Source organism: Paenibacillus oleatilyticus (assembly GCF_018998565.1).
Lineage (GTDB): Bacteria > Bacillota > Bacilli > Paenibacillales > NBRC-103111 > Paenibacillus_G > Paenibacillus_G oleatilyticus.
On record NZ_JAHNZO010000009.1, the window covers coordinates 170,932 to 190,119 of the forward strand.

The window sequence follows — 19,188 nt, forward strand, 5'->3', positions numbered from 1 at the left end:
TGTAAAAGACCGCCCTCCAAAGACAGCGGTCATTATTTCAATAACATTCGTTTCAATCCCGCATCATGATAAACGCCTGCGGAATAACGAGCCAGAAGCCTGACATCGGCATGAAAAAGACACCAACGAGACAAAGCCCAAGCATGTAGACGCCGATAAATTTCGGGATTTCCATTTTTTTGACTTGGGTCAGCCAGCGGATCAGTCCGGCCAGCATAAACAGCAGGGCGCCGAATAACAGGAACCAGAACGCCGAACCCCGGTCGTAATGAGGATCAATGCTGTTAAATAGTCCGCTCCGTCCGATATCCACGAGCGGCTGCCAATAGACGAAAATGCCGACTACCGTATGCAGTACCGCCGTCCAAGCAAGCATCATGCCCGAATACAATTTAAGTTTGGCTGCCATAAACAACTCGCTCCTTTTCCGCATTGGTTTTGATCGCCCTGAGCAGACCTCGCCGGATCAAGGCGCTGCCGGGATAGATCAGCAGCCAGTACAGCCCGAATTTCAGCCGCACCGCCCTGTCCTGCGTTTGAATCCGCGTCTCGGTGAAGACCTTCATCGTTCCGTTCGGCTGCTCCCGCACTTGGAAATTCATGACCGCCTTCGCATGACGAAGGGAGTCATAATCGATAAAAGCCTGTGCCGAATCCAAGCGGATCGGCTCGTTACCGACCGGTCTCCAGAATGGGCCGACTACGCCGACCAAAAGCTCCAGCCCTTCGGTTTCTTCCAGCAGCATAAATCCATAGCGCATCATTCGCTTTATAAACGGTTCGTCGCCACCCGAAGCCCCTGTTTTCACTTTGCCGGCCAGCCAGGCCGGAAGCATCCGAATGCCGAACAGCAGGCGCAGCACGGGAATATCCCCGTATTTTACTTCGCGAATCGCACGATAGACCGCATCCCTCGGCGCGCGGACGTCGATCGAATGCTTTTCGTGGTAGTGGTAGACCGGCAAGTAGCGATCGAGCAGCATGGGCAATTCCTCCTCGTATCAAGCTCTAAAGCTTCGGGCGGCAGACTGTGCTATAGCTCAATCGGAAATGTCGATCACACCGCGGGAACGGCTGGGGGGTGATTTTTTATCGGCTGCCTCCGATGGTTCCTTCGTCCGGTCGATTGCGGCGTCGAGTAGGCTGCGAAGGCCGAGTAGGGCTTCTCTGCGGGAAGCGAGAAAATGGCCGCGCGCCCCGGCGGGAATGAATTCGGAAATCAACGTTTCTTGCGCCTCCGACAAGCTTTCCAGCAATCTTGTTACCTTATCGGCTCTCATCGTTCTCCTCCTTTTTGGGTTCTTGCGGCAGCTCTCTTTCGCCGAAGCGGATCGACAGCTTCTGCTCCGTAAACCGGGCGCCGGCAATCGGACGGCCGAGCAGGATGCGCGGCAGCACCACTTTGCGTTTGTAAGGGCCCGCTTGGACGGTCAGTTCGTCACCTTTCTGGCTCAGCGACAAGTCGCTTTTGTCTATAAAAGGCAGCGTCAGATCCAGAAAGTAATCGTCCTCCTTGCGGATGTCCTGCACCTTCCCCAAGTGGAGCACTTCCGAGACATTGCGGCCGCCAAAAGCGGCTTCGCCCATTTGAGCCAGCAGCGGCAGGCCATGCACTTCGGATTTCATCAGCGGGATGCGGAAGATCGGCAGCGGGCTGAAGCAGTCGCGAATTTCTTCTTCATATTTATTTTGAGCCGCCCGCCATCCGGCCCAATAACCGGTTGCGGCTTCCTCCGGCAGCACGCGGTTGACGACTACCGCATCGGTATTGAAGCCGAACAAGTTCAAATAGGTGAACGCCCTCCGCGCCTCGGAGATAACCATTTTCTCCGGGTTAAGCACCATGCGGATGGAGGTCGTCTCCGAATCGAGAATCAGGCTTTGCAGCAGCTCCAGTTCGCGGGCGAGCGACTCGATGCTGTTCATGACGTTATCGTCGGGCAGCTCCAGCCCGCCTGTGACGATTTTGGCGACGGGACGCACTAGCTTTACTAACCGGCGCTCGTACGGGAAAATTTTGTCCATCCACCAGCCGAGCACGTTCGGGTAGCTGAGCAGCCGGAGCGTCTCTCCGGTCGGCGCGCAATCGACGACGATGACGTCATAGTTGCCGCTGGCAGCATGGCGTTTGATTTCCAGCAGGCTGAACAGCTCTTCCATGCCGGGAAACACCAGCATTTCCTCGGTCGTTACGTCGCTAAGATCGGCCCAGTTCATCAAGCCGGCCAACCAGCCTTGGACTGCACCCCAGTGCCTTTCCGTCTCGCGCAAACTGTCGACTTCTTGCCCCCATAAACGTTCGGTAATGGGAACGGGGCTGCTGCCTAGCGGCTGATCGAACGAATCGGATAAACTGTGAGCCGCATCCGTACTCATCACAAGCGTGCGAAGCCCTTGCGCCGCAAGCGTAACGCCCGTCGCCGCAGCGACGCTCGTTTTGCCAACGCCGCCTTTCCCGGTATATAGAATGATTCTCATCGTATCCCTCCATTTAGTACGATTTCGTAGTATTTGTTTAAAAAAATAGGGGCTGCGGTTCGACCGAATTTAATCGTCTATCCGGATTTTCCGGACGATTCGATCGGACGACACGCTGTCTTTATCTTCTTTGTGCTGCAGCGCTTTGCCTACTTTGACCGCCAGTGTCAGAAACTGCTGCAGCTCCTCCGGGGAGAGAGCCGCCTGTACGCGGGCAAACATGTTTTCCATCATGGCTTTCGCCTGACCTGCCAGCTTGCGGCCTTCGTCGGACAGCCTGACCAGAATGATGCGCTGATCTTTGTCGGATTGATTGCGTTCGGCAAGACCTTTGCGGACCAGACGTTTCGTCAGGCTTGTCACCGTGCTGAGCGGCGCTCCCAGTTCCGCGGCCAACTCCGACATAGTCAGCTCGCCGCGATATTCGAGGAACATGAGCGCGGAAATTTCGGAGCGATTCAGCGTTTGCTCCAGCTCGGCCGCCTCCGCCATCAAGGTCATGGGCCGGAGACCGTGTTTGAAAAATAGCTCCAGCATCTGCTCCATCAACGGCTGCATCCTCCAATGTACTGCGATAGTCATTTGCTACGATATGGAATTAATTTACGATTTCATCTTACTACGATTTCGTACTAATGACAAGAGGGAGGTTTATGTTTGGGTGAAAATGAAGCGGGGGAGAAGCCAGTCGATGGCGGAGTACAGCGGTTCGGCAGGAAAAAAAAGAAATAGCGCCCCGTATTTCGGGGCGTTACTGGCAATGCAACTTCTATTTTACTTTTCCGATGGCCAGGTTGACCTTGTAGTTGCCGTACTGGAGAATTGCATCCAGCAAACCGTTCAATGCGGCTGGGTCGGACACCGCGGCTTTAACCGTGTAGCACCCTTCGCCGCTGACTCGGTAAGCTTCGAGCACCGCCTCTTGTTCCTGAATAAAGCTCTCGAAGCCGCTATGATTCGTTGATTTCATAAATACCGTGATGAAGGCAAGAACGGAGCGGCCCATTTTTTCCTCGTTCACCTGAACGGTGTAGGCTTGAATGATTCCCAGATCCTCCAGCCGCTTGATCCGGTTTCCGACCGCTTGCCCCGACAAAAATACGTTTTCCCCGATCTCCTTCCACTGGATACGGGCATTTTGCCGGAGAAGGCGGATAATCTCAATATCGGTTTGATCCAGTTCCATGAATACACCTACTTGTATGGAAAATTGCTCAAACCGATTGTACCGTGTCCGCGCGCCGGAAACAAGCTTCAACTGCTACACGTGCGATGAGGACGGATGGAAGCGGATGGACTCTCCGTCTTCCGGAACGCGGATTCTTTCGGAGAGACCGAGTCCGGCAACATACGCTCTCAAATCTTCTCTCCGCAGCAGGCAGTGGTTCAGAGCCTCCATATGAGCGACGATGACTTGAGCGTCCGGTACGGCGCTCGCGGCCTTCGCCACATCTACTTCATTCATCGTAATCGGTCCGCCCTGCAAGAACTGCGCGCTGCCTCCGAACAGCAAGACGACGTCAGGCGTATGCTCTGCCAAGGCTTGCTCTACCTCCGGGCACCAGATCGTATCGCCGGCAATATAAAAAACGGGCTCGCCGGGCGCATTCAGCACAAAGCCGGACACCGGCCCCATACGCTTGCCGATCTCGCCTGTGCCATGCTGACCGGAGGTGCGTACGATGCTGATGGAATCCCACACGATGCCCGACTCGACGGGCCGAACATCCCGAAAGCCCTGCTCCCGAAGCTTCCCGGCATCCTCCGGCTGGCAGAAAAAGACGATATCCTTCGGCAGCAGCGTCGCCGCGACGGCGTCGAAATGATCCGGGTGGGTATGGGTAAGCAGGACGGCGTCGGCTTGCAGCAGATGGGTTACGGGAACTTGAAGGTTCACGGTCGGGTTTGGAAAAGAATTCGGCGTATTCGCAATAGGAGGCATAGCTCCGGCCGGACTTAGCATCGGATCCAGGAGCAGCTTTTTTCCGCCGTATTCGATATAATGCGTTGCGTTTCGAATGAGTTGAATTTCCATAGGAACGGTACCTCCATTGTTTCTGCATTTGCTTTCTATCCATATTGTAGCGCCAAGCGGCCATGCAGCGGAACAATCCGGTGAAAGAGAAAAGCGTCTTTTGCTTTCGTGGCGGAAGAAAATGATGAGGAGCCCGTCTTTCGATCAATCGCTAATCCGCATAGCGGCTGGGTCCGACAGATACGGCGCTGTCGAACGACCGGATTATTCAAAAAAACACATTGCTATCGAAAGGGGAGGATGGTAATATAGGCTCACAAAAGTAAAGTATTGTTACATTTTTCCTAAATAAATGTCGCTTCTTGCCGCCACCGGCGATTCGATTTGCCTATTCTCAAAATTAAAGCGGTTTAATTTTCATAGCGCGTATCGGAAGGAGCCTACCCCATGAAAGCAAGCATATACGACGTGGCCAGATATTGCGGGTTGTCCGTAGTGACCGTCTCCCGGGTGTTAAACAACACAGGCAACGTACGGGAAAAAAACCGGCGAAAGGTGCTGGACGCCATCGAGGCTTTGGATTACCGGCCTCATGCCGCAGCACAAAGTCTTGCCCGGGGGCATACCCGCATTATCGGTTTGATCATGACTGCGCTGCATGATCGTTTTTTTGAGACGGTCGTCAACGAAATCAACCGCACGCTTGCCCGGTACGGTTATTTTCTGGCGCTTTCCGTCTCGAACGATGTTCGTTCCCGCGAAAGTCATGATTTGATGCACGAAGACCGGGTGGACGGCTTGATTCTATTGTCGTTGCCGGAAGAGGACCGATATGTCGCCCAATTGAAGAAGCGGAGCATTCCGTTCGTGCTCATCGATAATCAAAGACGGGATCACATGGTCCCTTCGGTGCTGACGGATAATTACTATGGAGGCTACGAAGCGGCGAGGCATTTGCTTTCATTAGGCCATACTTCGATCGCCCACGTATGCGGGCCGGAATATTTTTTGAGCACGCGGGAGCGAAAGAGAGGCTTTTTGGATGCGCTCCGGGAGGCGAGACTTTCTCCGTTCGCTGTGGTGCAAGGGGACTACGAAATCGGATTCGGCTACGAAACGGCAAAGTCCTGGATCAGAAGCGGGAAGCTGCCTACGGCCGTATTCGCCGGGGACGACTATATCGCGGTCGGGATCGTAAACGCTTTGGCGGAGGAGGGGATGCGCGTGCCGGAGGCGATGTCGGTCATCGGATATGACGATCAGTACATTGCGTCCCGTCTTCGTCCTTATTTGACGACGGTACGTCAGCCGGCGGAAAGCATCGGCCAGAGCTCCGTCGAACTGCTGCTCAAATGGATCGGAGCCGGCTCGACGGCAAGCGTCACGGTCGAATGGAAGCCCGAGCTGGTCATCAGAGAATCGACGGCCGCGCTTAAGGCTTAGGGAGCGGAATAAGGCAGCAGCGGCATCCAAGCGGATGCTGTTTTTCATTTACTAGTAATTAAAGAGATTTTGCGGCAGCCGGGATGCCCGGTTCTGAGCGGTTTGTTTCGTTTAGTTTCGTCAGCCGGCGCTGATCGCTTCTTTCACGGCTCTGGTCAGCTTGCGGTACACAAGCTGGTATGATTCCTCCAGCATGTCCAGTACCTCGGTGTCCGGAACTTCGCCGTTCAGCACGACCGTATTCCAGTGCCGCTTGTTCATATGGTAGCCGGGGAGCACGGCGGTCGGATACGTTTGCCGTACGATCCAGACGTTGTCGGGATCGCATTTCAGATTGACGCTCGGGATGCCTTGGTGGGTGCCGAGCAGAGCGAACATTTTGTCGCCGACGAACAGGACGGGCAGGTCCGGGTCGAAAGGATGCTTGAGGCTCGTTCCGGGCTTCTTCAGTCCGTACTCCATAAGACGGGCATGATCGATCATAAGTTAACGACTCCTTGAGACTTGTTTTGCTCTATATTGTAACGTATGACCCCGGGTTCTTGCCAGAAGGATAGAGGGATGAATTTGTCGACCTAAACCTTGTTTCTTTTTCCGCTATCTGCTAATATAAACAACAGGAACGTTTGTTCTCATTTTGTTCGGACTTTGCTCGCTATTTTCCTACTATTCATAGGAATGGATGATATCGAATGTTTAAATATGAGGATCAATCGTTTGCCGAAAAAGATTTCAGTCAAGCGGATTTTCGCGAGGGGGAGCTGCGCAACTGCACGTTCTCGCGCTGCCGGTTTCGCACAGCTCATTTGGAGGAGCTATTGACGTCAGGCTGCCGGTTTATCGATTGCGATTTCACCGGGGCTCAGTTTAACGCGTCCGTTCATCACGGCTCGGCTTTCACAAACTGTCGATTTAGAGGCGCGAATCTGTTTGTCGCCAAATTTGAGGAGTGCAAAATGGTCGGCTCCGACTTCTCCGAGGCCAGCTTCGACGGAATCACGATCGAGCGGGGTGACTGGTCCTACACAAGTCTGAGGCACGCCAACCTGTCCAAGCAAAACTTGCGAGGAGTCCGGTTCACGGAAGCCGATTTGTACGAAAGCAATTTCGAAAAAGCGGACTTGCGGGAAGCCGACCTCTCCCGCACGCAGCTGGCCAAATGCAAGCTGTATGGAGCCGATCTGCGCGGAGCGAACCTGGACGGCGTCGATTTTAAGTCGCTTGAGGTTAAGGGCGCCCGGATGGATGCGGCGCAAGCGATCTTGTTTCTGCGCTCGCACGGCGCGAAGGTGGAATAAGGGCTGCGCTCCGGATGTAGAGCGCATGACCCATGTTCGTAACAACTACGATCCTTGCTTCTTCACGCATCCCATCAAGCCGTGCAGCGTCGTCACAAATTGATGTCCGGAGAGGCGTCCCAGTCCGCCGTAGGCACAGTCGATTTCCGTGAATTCAAATACGCGGTCTCTTCGCAAGCTCGGTCCGTAGATCAGCACCGGCACGGGATCGCCCGAATGCTCGCCGATCTCGCATGGCGTGGAATGATCGGCGGCTACGGCTAAATACGTATCCTCCGGTAACTGCCTGGCAATGAGACCGACAAGCTCATCGAACAGCTCGATAGCTTGCACCTTGCCGTGCGGATCGTTATCGTGTCCTTTCAGATCGGGGGCTTTCAGATGAACGTAAACCATGTCGTTTGCCGTAATTTGCTCGATCGTCCATTGCGCTTTTAGCTTGATATCGGTGTCCATGTTCCCGGTCATGCCGCGATGGGTAAACGTCTCAAAACCGGCTAATTTGGCGACGCCCAGCACCGTGCTTTCCCCCGCAATACAGCTGCCTTTGAAGCCTCGCCCGCTTGTAATCGGTTCAAGATGAGCCGCCTGACCGGCCCCCCTTGTCAATAAGTAATTGGCCGGCAGCTTCCCGTTCTTCATGCGCTCAATATTCACGGGGTGCCGTTTCAACAGCTCGTGGGATTTCTTTAAAAAGAGGTTGAGAAAATATGCCGTTTTGCGTGCTTCCTCCGATGCATCGAGCGCCTGGACCTCACGATAAGGCTGGCCGTCATTGGGCGCATGCGGATCGGAGTCGCTGATTTTGTCGCTCAATCCTTTTCCCCGCAGGATTAGGACGGCACGGTGTTCCGTAGCCGCTTTTACATATACCCGCACCTCGTCTTTGAGTACCATCCCGTTCAAGGCTTCTGCGATGTCGGCTGTCTTCTCGCGAATACGCCCGGCCCGCCGGTCTACAACGATTCCTTCGTCGTTTACTGTTGCGAAATTGCAGCGGAGCACAACATCCCCTGGCTCCACACCCATTCCTACGCCTAAGGCTTCAATCGGACCGCGTCCCGGATAATGGTCAGGCTGATAACCGAACAAGATGAGATGCCCCATGTCGGTTCCTACAGAGATGCCGGGCCCGATCAAATCCATCATTCCGGTAATGCCTTGAATGGCAAGCTTATCCAGATTTCGTCTTTGTGCAGACTCCAGCGGTGTTTTATGATTTAAAGCGGGATGAGGGCGATCCCCCAACCCGTCGGCGATAGCCAGAATAACTTTTCTGCGCAGCATGCGATCCTCCAGAATTTAATGGATTCCAATTATTTTGAACCAAGTGAATAAGGACAGGCTGATGACGACGGCGCCGATAAAGCAAGTAACGACCGCATATTTGACCTGGTCCAATACACTGAAATAACCGGTTGAGAAATAAATCGTATTCACCTTCGAATGCGGCGGCAGGGTGATCGTATACGTTAGCGTCATCGCCGATGCGAGCGCTAGCGCTACGGGGTCCATCCCCAGTGTTTTTGCCAGTGCGATAAAAGCGGGAATCAGGATGGTGACTCTGACGGTTTTACTCGTAAAAATGAGATGGCTGTACATGCTCAGGAAAACAACCAGCACATATACCGCAACGTGGCTCATATGCTCCAGTCCCAGTCCGTTGACCACCTTTTTGATGATCCATTCCGCGCCCTTGGATTTGTCCAGCGCGTTCCCGACGGCATAGGCGCCCGCGGCGAATATCATCAATTCCCATTTGATGTTCGCTTCCTTCCACGTAAGCAACCCGACTCGGGGCAGCAAGCACAGGAGCGCGGCGAGAACGGCCGTTTGTTCCGTGCTGATTTCAAAGCCGAACCAGCCTTTTTGATAGTCTCCGGTTGCCCAGAGGATCACGGTAATCAGGAAAATGACCGTCGCCTTCTTCTCGTTTGTGGAAAAATCCCCCAGTTTTTTTAACTCGTCCTTCAACGTATCAATGGTGTTATGAAACGCAGCTTCGCCTTTGAAAGGGAAAATTTTCAACCCGATAAATGCAGCATCATCACTTTCCCCAGATTGCCCTTGCCCGGAATCGCTTTATAGATATCAAGCAGGATCAGACAAATCGGCACCATCAGCGTCGCTCTGGCCGTCGTGGAAGGAACGAAGAACGCTAATATAAAGTTGATTAGCACCAAGACTAGCAGCGTCATCTTCGGCGTCCTGCCGAATTTCGTTACCATCCACAGTGCAAGGCGTCTGCCCAAATTCGACTTCATAATGGCGGAAGTGAGAACGAACGCGGAAACCATCAGCCAGATGACATCGAATCCCAACGTACCGAAGGCGGTTTCCTGATCCTTCACGGCTCCGGTTAAAGGCAGCATCAGAATCGCTATGATCGATGTCAGGTAGATAGGGATCGGATTCGTGATCCACAGCACCAAAGCCCCTGTAAAGATCGCGATCGATTTTTGCGCGTCAGGCTTCATGCCTTCCGGTGTCGGCATAAAGAACAGCAGCAAGAATACGAGAATAGCGATGGGAATCCCCCATGTTTTCATTGCTGCTTCCAAGCCGCCTTTCTTTTTCTCCGGCGGATCGGCTGTAGCCTTGTTATCCGGCTGCGCGACTTCTGTCATTTTACGTTCCCCCTTATGCTGTTTTTTGGTTGCGCTTTCATTATAGCGGGGGTAAAATGATAATACAATTTGATTTAATTGTAATAACCATAAGAAAAAATTATAGTTTCGTTAGCAATATCCGGGAAGTTGCCCGAAGGTCGGTCAGGACTTCCCGGCGCAAAAGGAGAGGGCGCTCTATGAATATCACGAAGCTGCAAACGTTTTTGACCTTGGCGGAATGCTTGAACTTTACCGAGGCTGCCGAGCAGCTGTACTGCTCGCAACCGGCCGTAAGCATGCAAATTCAAGGGCTGGAGCACGATTTTGGCGTTCCGCTATTCGACCGGGTCGGCAAAAAGCTTTATTTGACCAAACAAGGCGAGCAGCTAAAGCCCTATGCCGAGCAGATCGTCAACCTGCTCCAATCGGCGAAGGAGCATCTTCAACAGCTGGAAAATTTGACCTACGGCACGCTGTCTTTCGGAGCAAGCAATTTTGTCGGCGTCTACTTGCTTCCGGCCGCGCTCGGTCATTTTAACCGAACCTTCCCCGGCATCAAAATCAATATGAATATTACCTCATCGCGGCAATTGATCGACATGCTGGAAACGAACAAGGTCGAATTTCTGATCGTTTCCGATCAAATCCCGGTTGACGAAACCCGTATGCAGGCCGTCACCTTTTACCAGGACGAGCTTGTGCTGATTGTTAAAGCAGATCACCGCCTTGCCCATGAAGAGGAGTGTTCGCTGGAGGAGCTCACGGCGGAGACGATGATTTTGAAGCCGAAAAAGTCGGCCACTCGCATTTATCTGGAAAGCAAGTTCAAGGAACACGGAATCTCGTTCCCGAGCGATATGGAGATCAGTAACCTTGAAGCGATCAAGCAGGGCGTGATTCACGGGCTCGGCGTTTCCATCGTTTCCAAGTTTGCCGTGCAGCAGGAAATCAAAAGCGGCTTATTGGTTTCCGTTCCGATCAAGGGAGTCGCACTGCAACGGGGAATCGATTATGTCTATCTCAAGAATAAACATCTTTCGCCGGCAGCCAAGCAATTTATTGCCTTGTTGGATGGGCAAAAAGCGCTCATTGCGAGTCCCTGATAAATCATTTTTATCTGCCGGGCAAAATAGGGATGCCCGGATACGTACCCCCATATACTTGAAAAGACGGAAGTCGCACGACGCTTTGGGAGAGGAAGGTGGGCATATGGCCATTAGACCGCCTGCGCTGCGAAGAGGCGATACCATCGGAGTCGTTGCCATGGGCAGTCCGTTGGAGGCTGACGTGATCGATGCGCATGTCCAGGTGTTGAGAGGGATGGGATTTCAGGTCGTCTTGGGACGGTATGCGTATGCCCGCAACGGCTTTCTTGCCGGTACCGATCAAGAGCGGGCGTACGACTTGATGACGATGTTCGCCAATCCGCAGGTCAACATGATTCTTCCCACCCGCGGCGGTGTAGGCGTGGCCGGCATGCTGCCTTACCTCGATTTTCGCATCATCCGAACCAATCCGAAAATCATTACCGGCTACAGCGACGTGACGTTTCTTCTGAATGCACTGTACTTGTACGGCGGGCTTATTACCTTTCACAGCCTCATGCTGATTGATTTCAAGGCGGAAACCCCCGCGTATAATTTCGACCAGTTTTTTACCGCCGTATCGTCATTATCTTCTTACCGCCCTATTGTAAATCCGCCGAATGTTCCGCTGGTCAGCCGTGTGCCGGGGAATGTCATCGGACCGATCGTCGGCGGCAATCTGACCTCTGTGGTCGATACGTTGGGTACGCCTTACGAGATTGATACAAGGGGAAAGGTGTTGTTTCTGGAAGAAACCCACGAGCCGGCCAATACGGTGTACAGGTATCTGAATCATTTGAAGCTGGCCGGTAAATTCCGGGACTGTCTTGGCATCGTCATGGGCGAATGCACGGATTGTCCGCCTGCCTATGGCAAGTCCTATGAAGATGTGGTCACCGAATTCGTCGTTCCTCTCGGTAAGCCTCTTCTGACGAACCTCGCAACCGGACACGGCCACTATAAAGCTGCTATTCCTATCGGGGCTATGGTGAATCTGAATACGTTCAACAATACAGTGACGGTGCTTGAACCGGCGGTTGGCGTTCGACAGACCTAACAAAATTGCTGGCGTTTTGTTAAATCTTAATCCAATCCTACCACTCCGGATCAGAACGATCCGGAGTTTTTCGTATTCCCGGTCGAATCGGGGCGCCCGGTTAATAAAGTTTTAATGATTTGTTTAGAAACGGCTAATCCCTGGTTTCTAGAATGTTTAGCTCTTCCAGTTAGGATGAAAGTATGGAAGCCGGAGATGCTTTCAAACCCCAATCCCAAGGAGGAAGAAACCATGAACAAACGAATCGCATTAACCGGAGTTAGCGTAGCCGTCGGAAGCCTGCTTTTGATCGGTTCCGCCTATGCGGGGCTTGGAGACGCCCCGGGGTACGACGCTTACAAGTCGGCCGTCAAGCAAACGTTCGCGGTACAAAACGTGACGAAGCAAATGAATGTGACGGTGAAGGATAACGGAACGAAGCTGCTCGACGTGCAGTCGACCGTTAAAGCCGATAAGGCGAAGGACGAAATGAGCGCGGAAATCAACCTCAGCGGTGGCGGGGCAAGCCAGGGAGTTAGCCTCTACCACCAGGACGGCAAGCAAATCGTCAAAGCGAGTGACAACGACGTATACAACATCATAGAAGGAAATGAGTGGAAGGGGAAAGCGGGCGAGCACCGGAGGCAAGCTCCGGACGGCATTAGTGCCGAAGTCGAAAATGTCGTCGACGCGCTGGTCGGCAATCTGAAGGATTATGTCACCTTATCGCCGCAAGCGGATGGGACGAAGAACATCTCGATGCAGCTGAGCGGAAGCCAAATTCCGGCGGTGGCGAATGCGATCGGATCGCTTGTGGTGAAGCAGGCAGCAAACGCAGAGGGGCATCATAAAGGCGTTCAAGCGCCTTTCGGCGATAAGCTCCAGGGACTGCAAGACAGCATGCCGAAGCTGACGCAGGACGTGAAGATCGACAAGTTCGATCTGGCTGCCCGAGTCAACGCCGACAACCGGATCGAGAAGCAGCAAATGACGCTGACGATCAGCGGTAAGGATGCGCAAGGCGTTTCCCACGAAGTCGTCGTTGCCGCCGATTTCGGCTTGTCCAACTTCAACGGCACGACGGCGGATCACGTCGATCTGAACGGCAAGCAAGTGAAAACGATCGATGTGAACAAACACGGAGAATAAGCTCGGTACTGCGGCGCGACGAGGGGCGGCCCGACAGCCGTCCTTCGCCGTCCGCGCAAAAACTTGAGCTTCAATAAATAAGGAGATGAGCCGATGGAAGCTGTCCTGGAGCTAAACGGATTGACCAAAATTTATCCCAACCGGCGCGGCGTGGAAAATATTACGCTGCAAGTGCAGCGCGGAGATATTTACGGATTTTTCGGTCCAAACGGAGCCGGCAAGACGACCGTGATGAAAATCATTGCCGGACTGTGCCGGGCGGACCGGGGGCAGGTGCGCTTGTTCGGGCAAGATGCGGCTGCCGACTTCGTGAAAGCGATGAGCAAGGTGGGCGTGCTAATCGAAACGGCGGACGCTTACGATTACATGAGCGGCTACAAAAATTTGGAGCTCGCCGCCCGGTTTTACCCGCAGCTGCCCCGCAAACGGATCGACGAGGTGCTGGAGCTGGTCGGGCTCGCCGCCTTCAAGCACGAGAGAGTAAGCCAATACTCGCTGGGCATGAAGCAGCGCTTGGGCGTGGCCGCGGCGATCCTGTCCGAGCCGGAGCTGCTTATTCTGGATGAGCCGACGAACGGGCTCGATATCGAGGGTATGGTGGAGATGCGCGAATTGATCGCCCGGCTGGCCCGCGAGCAGCACATTACGTTTTTCCTATCCAGTCATCTGATTACGGAGATGGAGCAATTGTGCAGCCGGATCGGCATTTTGTATAACGGAAGACTGGTTCGGGAAGATTTCGTAGCGGATATCGTACGCGGCGCGAACCCGATGACGCTGGAGAATTATTTTATGGAACAAGTGCGCGAAGAAAGGAGGGCGGAAGTCCATGCCTAGTTTTTATGCGAATACGGTAAACGAGCTGGCGAAGCTGCTGGCCCGGCGCAAAACAGTTGTTTTTCTCGTTCTGACCGCCCTGATCCCGATTGTTGCGGCAGCTGCCGCCTCGCGGCTTCAATTCGGCTTCGGCGTAGCGGCACTGACCTCTGCGGATTTCCCGGTCGTCCTGCTTGGCTTTTATACGGCCGTCTACTTGCCGCTGCTCCTCTTCATGACGGCGTCCGACATGTTCGCCGGAGAAGCGGGCGACAAGACGATGAAGCTGCTTCTAACGCGGCCGATCACAAGATTTCAAGCGTTCGCGTCCAAGCTGGCCGCCATGCTCGGGTATACAGCGCTGCATTTGGCGATCGCGCTTATCGTATCGGTGGCAAGCCTTCTGTTTCTGGGCGGCGGGTATGCGGTTGTACAGGGACTGGGCCGGACGGCCGCCGCTTATGTCACGTCGCTGCTGCCTCTGTTCACGCTCGGACTGGCTGCGGCCTTTATCGCCCAATTTTTCAAAAACGGCAGCGGCGCGCTGACGGTCTGCATTCTGCTGTACGCTTCGGCGAAGCTCGGCGCTTACTTCGTGCCCGCGCTGGCGGTATACACCCCTGCGGCTTACACCGACTGGCATATGCTGTGGCTCGGAGCCTCGGTGGCGTCCGGCAAAATCCTGAACGTCTTTATGTTTCTGGCCGCTTGTTGTATATTGTTTTTTACAGGAGGCTATACCTTATTCGAGCGAAAACAATATTAGGAGACCGAAGCGATGTCCATCAAAGTCCGATTGGTACTATCCTATTTCTTGATGCTTATCGTGCCGGTCATCCTTGCCGGCGTCGCGTTTTTGATCATTGTCGCCGCTTTTTTTGGCGACGTCAAGTCTCTGTACAACGTCGATATGAAGAGCCACAATGCCATCGAGGAAGTGATCGAGAAGGAAGCCGCCGTCAGTGCCGAATTAAAGCTTAAGACGACGGAAGATCCGGACTCCCTGCTGGACCCGGCAGTCGTGGCGCAGTTCGAAGAGCGGCTGAAGCCGATTAATATGGGGCTGGTCATCCGCAAGCAGGAGAGCGTCGCCTACGTCTCAGAGAAGCTGAACAAGCCGGGGCTGCTTCGTAATTTGCCGCCGTACGGGGTGGCGGATTCGGATCGCAGCGGTCGGACGATGAAGGACCGGGGTCCGTGGTTCTTATCCCGGCAGTACGATTTCCGGTTCAAGGACGGCAGTCCGGGGAGTGTTTTTGTCGCCACTGACATGAATTTTATCGGCAAGTTTGCCCGCACCTACACCTCGGCGTTTTTTATTTCGCTGCTCGTTATTCTCGTGTTGACCAACGGCTTACTGACGTATTGGGTGTCGCGCAGCGTGATTCGTCCGCTTCGTCAATTGCAGCGGGCGGCAGGCGAAATCCGCGAAGGCAATCTTGACTTTGAAGTCAGTCCGCAGGCGAAGGACGAGATCGGCGAACTGGCGGTGTCCTTCGAGCAGATGCGCCGGAGGCTGAAGCAATCCGTCGAAGTGCAGCTCAAGTACGAAGAGAACCGCAAGGAGCTTATTTCCAACATCTCGCACGATCTGAAAACGCCGGTGACGGCCATAAAAGGTTATGTCGAAGGCATTATGGACGGCGTATCGAACTCGCCGGATAAGCTGGACAAATATTTGAAAACGATCTATGCCAAAGCCGTTCAGATGGATCATTTGATCGATGAGCTGTTTTTGTTCTCCAAGCTGGATTTGAAGAAGCTGCCGTTTCATTTTGAACCGGTGAATTTGAACGCTTTTTTGCAGGACTGCACCCTCGACATGCAGCTGCACGCCGACATTGAAAAGAAAGGTGTCACGCTTCGGTTCGACGCTCCGGAGACGCAAGCTCCGGTGTGGGTTACGGCCGACCGGGAGAAGCTGAAGCGGGTGCTGGTCAATTTGATCGGCAACGCCATCAAATATATGGATAAGGATGAGGGACTCATCACGCTGCGGATGCGGTCCGACGGCGAACGGGTCATTGTGGAAGTCAGGGACAACGGGCAAGGCATTCCGCCGGAGGCGCTGCCGCATATTTTCGACCGGTTTTACCGGGCGGACCCGTCGCGGAACAGTGGCACCGGAGGCAGCGGGCTGGGACTTGCCATTGCGAAGCATATTATCGAGGAGCACGGCGGCGTCATTCAGGCTAAAAGTACGCTTGGCGAAGGCACGAGCATTTATTTTACGCTCCATCAAATTACGGGCGGCGAGGGCTGAGCGATGAAAAATATTTTAATTATCGAAGACGAAACGAGCATTGCCGAGCTGGAGAGGGATTATCTCGAAATTAACGGGTATCAGGTCGATATGGAGCACAGCGGGGACGAAGGACTGAAGAAGGCGCTCATGGGGAATTACGATCTGATCATTCTCGATCTGATGCTGCCCAAAGTGGACGGCTTTGAGATTTGCCGGAAAATCCGCGACAAGCACGATATTCCGATTCTGATGGTGTCTGCGAAAAAGGAGGAGATCGACAAAATCCGCGGCCTTGGCCTCGGCGCCGACGATTATATCATCAAGCCGTTCAGTCCGGGTGAGCTGGTCGCCCGCGTGAAGGCGCATTTGTCGCGCTACGAGCGGCTGCTCGGCAGTCGAACTCCGCAGACGGAGGAAATCCGCATCCGCGGCCTCCTCATCGACAAGTCGTCCCGCCGCGTGTTCGTGAACAACCAGGAAGTGACGTTTACGACCCGGGAGTTCGATCTGCTGACGTTTCTCGCTTCCAATCCGAACCGCGTGTTCAGCAAGGACCAGTTGTTCGAGCACATCTGGGGCTACGATTCGGTCGGCGATATCGCGACCGTCACCGTGCACATCCACAAGCTGCGGGACAAAATCGAGCAGGACCCGTCCAATCCGCAGTATATCGATACGATCTGGGGCGCGGGGTACCGGTTTAAGATTTGAGGCGAAATGAAAAGATCCCGCCCATGCTCTCAGAAGGAGCAGGCGGGATCTTGTGGTTTGCGAGAGTGCTACCGGGTGCGTGCTTAATGGGACTCTGCACCATGCAGGGCCGTGACGCCACAGCCGGGAAAGTGTGCGTAGCGCAAATTAGAGGAACCAGGATGCGCTATCGTACCTTTTTACCTTGGACCGCGGATGATAGAGGAACACATGTTCCTCTATGTGTGTCGAATAATATTATTTTGCCTTCGCATGGACGGCTTAACGCATCGCAGATGTCTTATTTTTCAAATCAATGGGGTTTTGCTGTCGTTAAGACATCTGCGTTCCTCTATATTCTTCAAGCTATTTGCTTACCGGCCGGTGCTTCTTGACGGCGAGCCGTTTCCCGTCAAACAGCTTCTTCACATCGGTTTGTGCGAGAAATACGCTGAGCAGCAGCAGCGCCGCACCGACGTACCCTCTGGACGTCAACGTTTCCCCTGCAAAAACAAAAGCGAAAATCGCCGCGAACAACGGCTCCATGCCGAAAATCAGCGCCGTGCGCGTAGGCGAGGCGTACTTTTGCACGCTGGCCTGCAGCACAAAAGCGACGGCGCTGCATAAGACGCTCAGGCCGAGGATTGACGTCCAGGCATCGAACGTATCCGGCAGCTTCGGCGTCTCCATCAGGAAGGAGAAGGATAGCGCCCACAGTCCGGCAAACCCGAGCTGCAGCACGCCGAGGGCGATCGCATCCCCCTGTTTGACGACCGAGCCCGTAACGAGCATATGCACGGCGAAGAGCAGCGAGCCGAGTAAGCAGTAAATATCCCCTTGATTGATCGTCAGCGACGAAGTCAGCGTCAACAGGCCGATCCCGATGATAGCGAGTCCGATGCACAGAAGAAGGCGCGCCTCCGGTCTTTTTTTCAGGAAAAGGATCGATAGGATCGGAACGAAAATCACCGAGAGACCGACAAGAAAGCCTGCGTTCGAAGCGGAGGTCGACCGGACTCCGAAGGTGATGAACACGAAGCAGAGAAACAAGATCGAGCCTAGCACAAAAGCCGAACTCAACGTCGACCAGCTGGCGTTCCGTACCCGCTTATGAAAAACAAGCGCCGACAGCAGAAATGCAATCAGCAGCCGCAAAGCAATAAGATTGAATGTCTCTAGCGATTGCAATCCGACTTTGGTGAACAAATAAGAGGACGCCCATAGCATCGTCGCTCCCAGCATCATCAAATCCGCTTTAATTTCCGTTCTCATCTGTCCGGCTCCCAACACGATATGTATTTACACATCGATTAGTATAACGGTACACTATGAATAAGAAAAATGAATGTTTATCATATAATATGTGAATTATTTTCATGAAAAGGAAGACGATCCATGTCATTGGCGAAATACGAAGTATTCAGCACTGTCGTTGAGTTAGGGAGTCTGACCCGGACGGCCGAGAAGCTCGGACTGACCCAATCGGCGGTCAGCCATGCCATCGCCAGTCTGGAGTCCGAATGGGGCTTTGCCCTGCTGACCCGGGGACGCGCAGGGATCGGGCTGACGCCGAACGGAGCGCGCGTGCTGAAGCATGTCCGGGACATTATCCAGCGAAGCGAGCTGCTCAAGCAGGAGGTCGCTTCGATTCAGGGGCTGGAGACCGGTACGGTGCGGATCGGCACCTTCACGAGCATTTCCACCCAGTGGCTGCCCGGCATCATGAAGCGGTTTCAAGCGGAACACCCCGCCATTGAGATTAAGCTGCTGGAGGGCGACTACGACGAAATTAACGATTGGATTACGAGCGGCGCGGTCGATTTCGGCTTCGTTTCGTTAACGGCGGCCCGGCCTTTCGACATCATTCCGCTGACCAAGGACAACTTGCTCTGCATCGTGCCGGACGAGTCCCCTTATCGCGAGATGACTGTCATGTCGCTGGCCCAGCTGCAAGCGGAGCCGTTCATTATGCCGAAGTGGGGCAAGGAAAGCGACCTGCTGCGCATCATCAAAATCAACCGGCTGTCGCTGAACATCAAATACGAGGTGCTGGAAGATCAAGCGATCATGGCGATGGTGAAAAACGGGCTCGGGATCAGCATTTTGCCGGCGATGGTGCTGTACGAAGCGCTGGACGGCATTCACATGATCGGTCTTGAAGGCGACCCGTACCGCACGATCGTGCTCGCGGCCGTATCCTTCAAGCACCTTTCTCCGGCTGCGCGAAAGTTCAAAAAGCATATCGTGTCGTGGCTGAGCGAGCAGCAAGTATCGCTTTGACGTTATGCCGTACGTAAGTCCGGATTGCGGGCGTGTCCCTGAGCCGGACCTTATTTTTGTCCAAATGCATCGTAAGAAAGTACA

General features: G+C 53.9%; 22 protein-coding genes. 10 read left to right on the forward strand and 12 right to left on the reverse strand.

Translation table 11 applies throughout. The annotated features are described in order from the left end of the window. Positions 1-52 precede the first annotated feature (52 nt). From KQX66_RS14120 to KQX66_RS14150, 7 genes are all read right to left on the reverse strand, one after another. The gene (locus KQX66_RS14120) at positions 53-409 is read right to left on the reverse strand and encodes a DUF6463 family protein (RefSeq protein WP_216793406.1); all 357 of its coding nucleotides are present in this window, start codon (positions 407-409) and stop codon (positions 53-55) included. After that, positions 393-983 (reverse strand): hypothetical protein, encoded by a 591-nt coding sequence (locus KQX66_RS14125; RefSeq protein ID WP_216793408.1) that lies wholly within the window; start codon positions 981-983, stop codon positions 393-395. The genes KQX66_RS14120 and KQX66_RS14125 overlap by 17 nt, the downstream gene beginning before the upstream one ends. A gap of 57 nt (positions 984-1,040) precedes the next feature. Then, positions 1,041-1,280, reverse strand: coding sequence for a hypothetical protein (locus tag KQX66_RS14130; RefSeq protein WP_216793410.1), 240 nt, complete (start codon positions 1,278-1,280; stop codon positions 1,041-1,043). Continuing rightward, the gene (locus KQX66_RS14135; RefSeq protein WP_216793412.1) at positions 1,267-2,478 is read right to left on the reverse strand and encodes an ArsA family ATPase; all 1,212 of its coding nucleotides are present in this window, start codon (positions 2,476-2,478) and stop codon (positions 1,267-1,269) included. Before KQX66_RS14135 ends, KQX66_RS14130 begins: the two co-directional genes overlap by 14 nt. A gap of 69 nt (positions 2,479-2,547) precedes the next feature. Continuing rightward, complete coding sequence (locus tag KQX66_RS14140) at positions 2,548-3,024, reverse strand: MarR family winged helix-turn-helix transcriptional regulator (protein WP_216793414.1); 477 nt, start codon at positions 3,022-3,024, stop codon at positions 2,548-2,550. A 223-nt stretch (positions 3,025-3,247) separates the two neighbouring features. Then, complete coding sequence (locus tag KQX66_RS14145) at positions 3,248-3,664, reverse strand: Lrp/AsnC family transcriptional regulator (RefSeq protein WP_216793416.1); 417 nt, start codon at positions 3,662-3,664, stop codon at positions 3,248-3,250. A 75-nt stretch (positions 3,665-3,739) separates the two neighbouring features. Then, positions 3,740-4,513 carry an MBL fold metallo-hydrolase gene (locus KQX66_RS14150; RefSeq protein ID WP_216793418.1) on the reverse strand — a complete coding sequence of 258 codons (774 nt, stop codon included), beginning with the start codon at positions 4,511-4,513 and terminating at the stop codon, positions 3,740-3,742. A gap of 387 nt (positions 4,514-4,900) precedes the next feature. Here KQX66_RS14150 and KQX66_RS14155 point away from each other — a divergent pair, with 387 nt between their 5' ends. Beyond that, positions 4,901-5,896, forward strand: coding sequence for a LacI family DNA-binding transcriptional regulator (locus KQX66_RS14155; RefSeq protein WP_216793420.1), 996 nt, complete (start codon positions 4,901-4,903; stop codon positions 5,894-5,896). 120 nt (positions 5,897-6,016) lie between these two features. Here the strand turns inward: KQX66_RS14155 and KQX66_RS14160 are convergent, their stop codons facing one another. Then, positions 6,017-6,379, reverse strand: a complete 363-nt coding sequence (locus KQX66_RS14160; RefSeq protein WP_216793422.1) for an MmcQ/YjbR family DNA-binding protein — start codon at positions 6,377-6,379, stop codon at positions 6,017-6,019. 209 nt (positions 6,380-6,588) lie between these two features. Between KQX66_RS14160 and KQX66_RS14165 the strand changes: the two genes are divergently transcribed. Continuing rightward, positions 6,589-7,194 (forward strand): pentapeptide repeat-containing protein, encoded by a 606-nt coding sequence (locus KQX66_RS14165; RefSeq protein ID WP_216793424.1) that lies wholly within the window; start codon positions 6,589-6,591, stop codon positions 7,192-7,194. 45 nt (positions 7,195-7,239) lie between these two features. Here KQX66_RS14165 and apgM read toward each other — a convergent pair whose 3' ends face one another. From apgM to KQX66_RS37400, 3 genes are read right to left on the reverse strand one after another with little or no spacing between them, the layout of a single operon-like run. After that, positions 7,240-8,481, reverse strand: a complete 1,242-nt coding sequence (gene apgM / locus KQX66_RS14170; RefSeq protein ID WP_216793427.1) for a 2,3-bisphosphoglycerate-independent phosphoglycerate mutase — start codon at positions 8,479-8,481, stop codon at positions 7,240-7,242. A 15-nt stretch (positions 8,482-8,496) separates the two neighbouring features. Beyond that, the gene (locus KQX66_RS37395) at positions 8,497-9,222 is read right to left on the reverse strand and encodes an SLC13 family permease (RefSeq protein ID WP_253957136.1); all 726 of its coding nucleotides are present in this window, start codon (positions 9,220-9,222) and stop codon (positions 8,497-8,499) included. Next, positions 9,219-9,821: an SLC13 family permease gene (locus KQX66_RS37400; protein ID WP_253957137.1), complete on the reverse strand. Its 603-nt coding sequence runs from the start codon at positions 9,819-9,821 to the stop codon at positions 9,219-9,221. The genes KQX66_RS37395 and KQX66_RS37400 overlap by 4 nt, the downstream gene beginning before the upstream one ends. A gap of 179 nt (positions 9,822-10,000) precedes the next feature. Between KQX66_RS37400 and KQX66_RS14180 the strand changes: the two genes are divergently transcribed. The 7 genes from KQX66_RS14180 to KQX66_RS14210 all read left to right on the forward strand — a co-directional run bounded on the left by KQX66_RS14180 (position 10,001) and on the right by KQX66_RS14210 (position 16,845). Further along, positions 10,001-10,906 (forward strand): LysR family transcriptional regulator, encoded by a 906-nt coding sequence (locus KQX66_RS14180; protein WP_216793428.1) that lies wholly within the window; start codon positions 10,001-10,003, stop codon positions 10,904-10,906. A 106-nt stretch (positions 10,907-11,012) separates the two neighbouring features. Beyond that, positions 11,013-11,945, forward strand: a complete 933-nt coding sequence (locus tag KQX66_RS14185; RefSeq protein WP_216793430.1) for a S66 peptidase family protein — start codon at positions 11,013-11,015, stop codon at positions 11,943-11,945. Between the two features lie 231 nt (positions 11,946-12,176). Continuing rightward, a complete protein-coding gene (locus KQX66_RS14190; protein WP_216793432.1) occupies positions 12,177-13,073 on the forward strand; it encodes a hypothetical protein in 897 nt (298 codons plus the stop codon). Positions 13,074-13,166: 93 nt separating this feature from the next. Further along, positions 13,167-13,910, forward strand: a complete 744-nt coding sequence (locus KQX66_RS14195) for an ABC transporter ATP-binding protein (protein ID WP_216793434.1) — start codon at positions 13,167-13,169, stop codon at positions 13,908-13,910. Beyond that, positions 13,903-14,655 (forward strand): ABC transporter permease, encoded by a 753-nt coding sequence (locus tag KQX66_RS14200; RefSeq protein WP_216793436.1) that lies wholly within the window; start codon positions 13,903-13,905, stop codon positions 14,653-14,655. Before KQX66_RS14195 ends, KQX66_RS14200 begins: the two co-directional genes overlap by 8 nt. 12 nt (positions 14,656-14,667) lie before the next feature. Beyond that, the gene (locus KQX66_RS14205) at positions 14,668-16,152 is read left to right on the forward strand and encodes a sensor histidine kinase (RefSeq protein ID WP_216793438.1); all 1,485 of its coding nucleotides are present in this window, start codon (positions 14,668-14,670) and stop codon (positions 16,150-16,152) included. A 3-nt stretch (positions 16,153-16,155) separates the two neighbouring features. Next, positions 16,156-16,845 (forward strand): response regulator transcription factor, encoded by a 690-nt coding sequence (locus tag KQX66_RS14210; RefSeq protein WP_216793440.1) that lies wholly within the window; start codon positions 16,156-16,158, stop codon positions 16,843-16,845. A 345-nt stretch (positions 16,846-17,190) separates the two neighbouring features. Here KQX66_RS14210 and KQX66_RS14215 read toward each other — a convergent pair whose 3' ends face one another. Next, positions 17,191-18,096: a DMT family transporter gene (locus tag KQX66_RS14215; protein WP_216793443.1), complete on the reverse strand. Its 906-nt coding sequence runs from the start codon at positions 18,094-18,096 to the stop codon at positions 17,191-17,193. Positions 18,097-18,219: 123 nt separating this feature from the next. On the opposite strand from KQX66_RS14215, the gene KQX66_RS14220 reads away from it, so the two are divergent. Next, positions 18,220-19,104, forward strand: a complete 885-nt coding sequence (locus KQX66_RS14220) for a LysR family transcriptional regulator (protein WP_216793445.1) — start codon at positions 18,220-18,222, stop codon at positions 19,102-19,104. Positions 19,105-19,188: the final 84 nt, after the last annotated feature.

What these genes read in the sequence shown, in the direction of transcription:
- KQX66_RS14180 (WP_216793428.1), top strand. Translation starts at nt 10,001, where the DNA reads ATGAATATCACGAAGCTGCAAACGTTTTTGACCTTGGCGGAATGCTTG.
- KQX66_RS14165 (WP_216793424.1), top strand. Translation starts at nt 6,589, where the DNA reads ATGTTTAAATATGAGGATCAATCGTTTGCCGAAAAAGATTTCAGTCAA.
- KQX66_RS14220 (WP_216793445.1), top strand. Translation starts at nt 18,220, where the DNA reads ATGTCATTGGCGAAATACGAAGTATTCAGCACTGTCGTTGAGTTAGGG.
- KQX66_RS14125 (WP_216793408.1), bottom strand. Translation starts at nt 983, where the DNA reads ATGCTGCTCGATCGCTACTTGCCGGTCTACCACTACCACGAAAAGCAT.
- KQX66_RS14160 (WP_216793422.1), bottom strand. Translation starts at nt 6,379, where the DNA reads ATGATCGATCATGCCCGTCTTATGGAGTACGGACTGAAGAAGCCCGGA.
- KQX66_RS14135 (WP_216793412.1), bottom strand. Translation starts at nt 2,478, where the DNA reads ATGAGAATCATTCTATATACCGGGAAAGGCGGCGTTGGCAAAACGAGC.
- KQX66_RS14210 (WP_216793440.1), top strand. Translation starts at nt 16,156, where the DNA reads ATGAAAAATATTTTAATTATCGAAGACGAAACGAGCATTGCCGAGCTG.
- KQX66_RS14195 (WP_216793434.1), top strand. Translation starts at nt 13,167, where the DNA reads ATGGAAGCTGTCCTGGAGCTAAACGGATTGACCAAAATTTATCCCAAC.
- KQX66_RS14145 (WP_216793416.1), bottom strand. Translation starts at nt 3,664, where the DNA reads ATGGAACTGGATCAAACCGATATTGAGATTATCCGCCTTCTCCGGCAA.
- KQX66_RS14215 (WP_216793443.1), bottom strand. Translation starts at nt 18,096, where the DNA reads ATGAGAACGGAAATTAAAGCGGATTTGATGATGCTGGGAGCGACGATG.
- KQX66_RS14140 (WP_216793414.1), bottom strand. Translation starts at nt 3,024, where the DNA reads ATGGAGCAGATGCTGGAGCTATTTTTCAAACACGGTCTCCGGCCCATG.
- KQX66_RS14130 (WP_216793410.1), bottom strand. Translation starts at nt 1,280, where the DNA reads ATGAGAGCCGATAAGGTAACAAGATTGCTGGAAAGCTTGTCGGAGGCG.
- KQX66_RS14205 (WP_216793438.1), top strand. Translation starts at nt 14,668, where the DNA reads ATGTCCATCAAAGTCCGATTGGTACTATCCTATTTCTTGATGCTTATC.
- KQX66_RS14200 (WP_216793436.1), top strand. Translation starts at nt 13,903, where the DNA reads ATGCCTAGTTTTTATGCGAATACGGTAAACGAGCTGGCGAAGCTGCTG.
- KQX66_RS14155 (WP_216793420.1), top strand. Translation starts at nt 4,901, where the DNA reads ATGAAAGCAAGCATATACGACGTGGCCAGATATTGCGGGTTGTCCGTA.
- KQX66_RS14120 (WP_216793406.1), bottom strand. Translation starts at nt 409, where the DNA reads ATGGCAGCCAAACTTAAATTGTATTCGGGCATGATGCTTGCTTGGACG.
- KQX66_RS14185 (WP_216793430.1), top strand. Translation starts at nt 11,013, where the DNA reads ATGGCCATTAGACCGCCTGCGCTGCGAAGAGGCGATACCATCGGAGTC.
- KQX66_RS14150 (WP_216793418.1), bottom strand. Translation starts at nt 4,513, where the DNA reads ATGGAAATTCAACTCATTCGAAACGCAACGCATTATATCGAATACGGC.
- KQX66_RS14190 (WP_216793432.1), top strand. Translation starts at nt 12,177, where the DNA reads ATGAACAAACGAATCGCATTAACCGGAGTTAGCGTAGCCGTCGGAAGC.
- apgM (WP_216793427.1), bottom strand. Translation starts at nt 8,481, where the DNA reads ATGCTGCGCAGAAAAGTTATTCTGGCTATCGCCGACGGGTTGGGGGAT.
- KQX66_RS37400 (WP_253957137.1), bottom strand. Translation starts at nt 9,821, where the DNA reads ATGACAGAAGTCGCGCAGCCGGATAACAAGGCTACAGCCGATCCGCCG.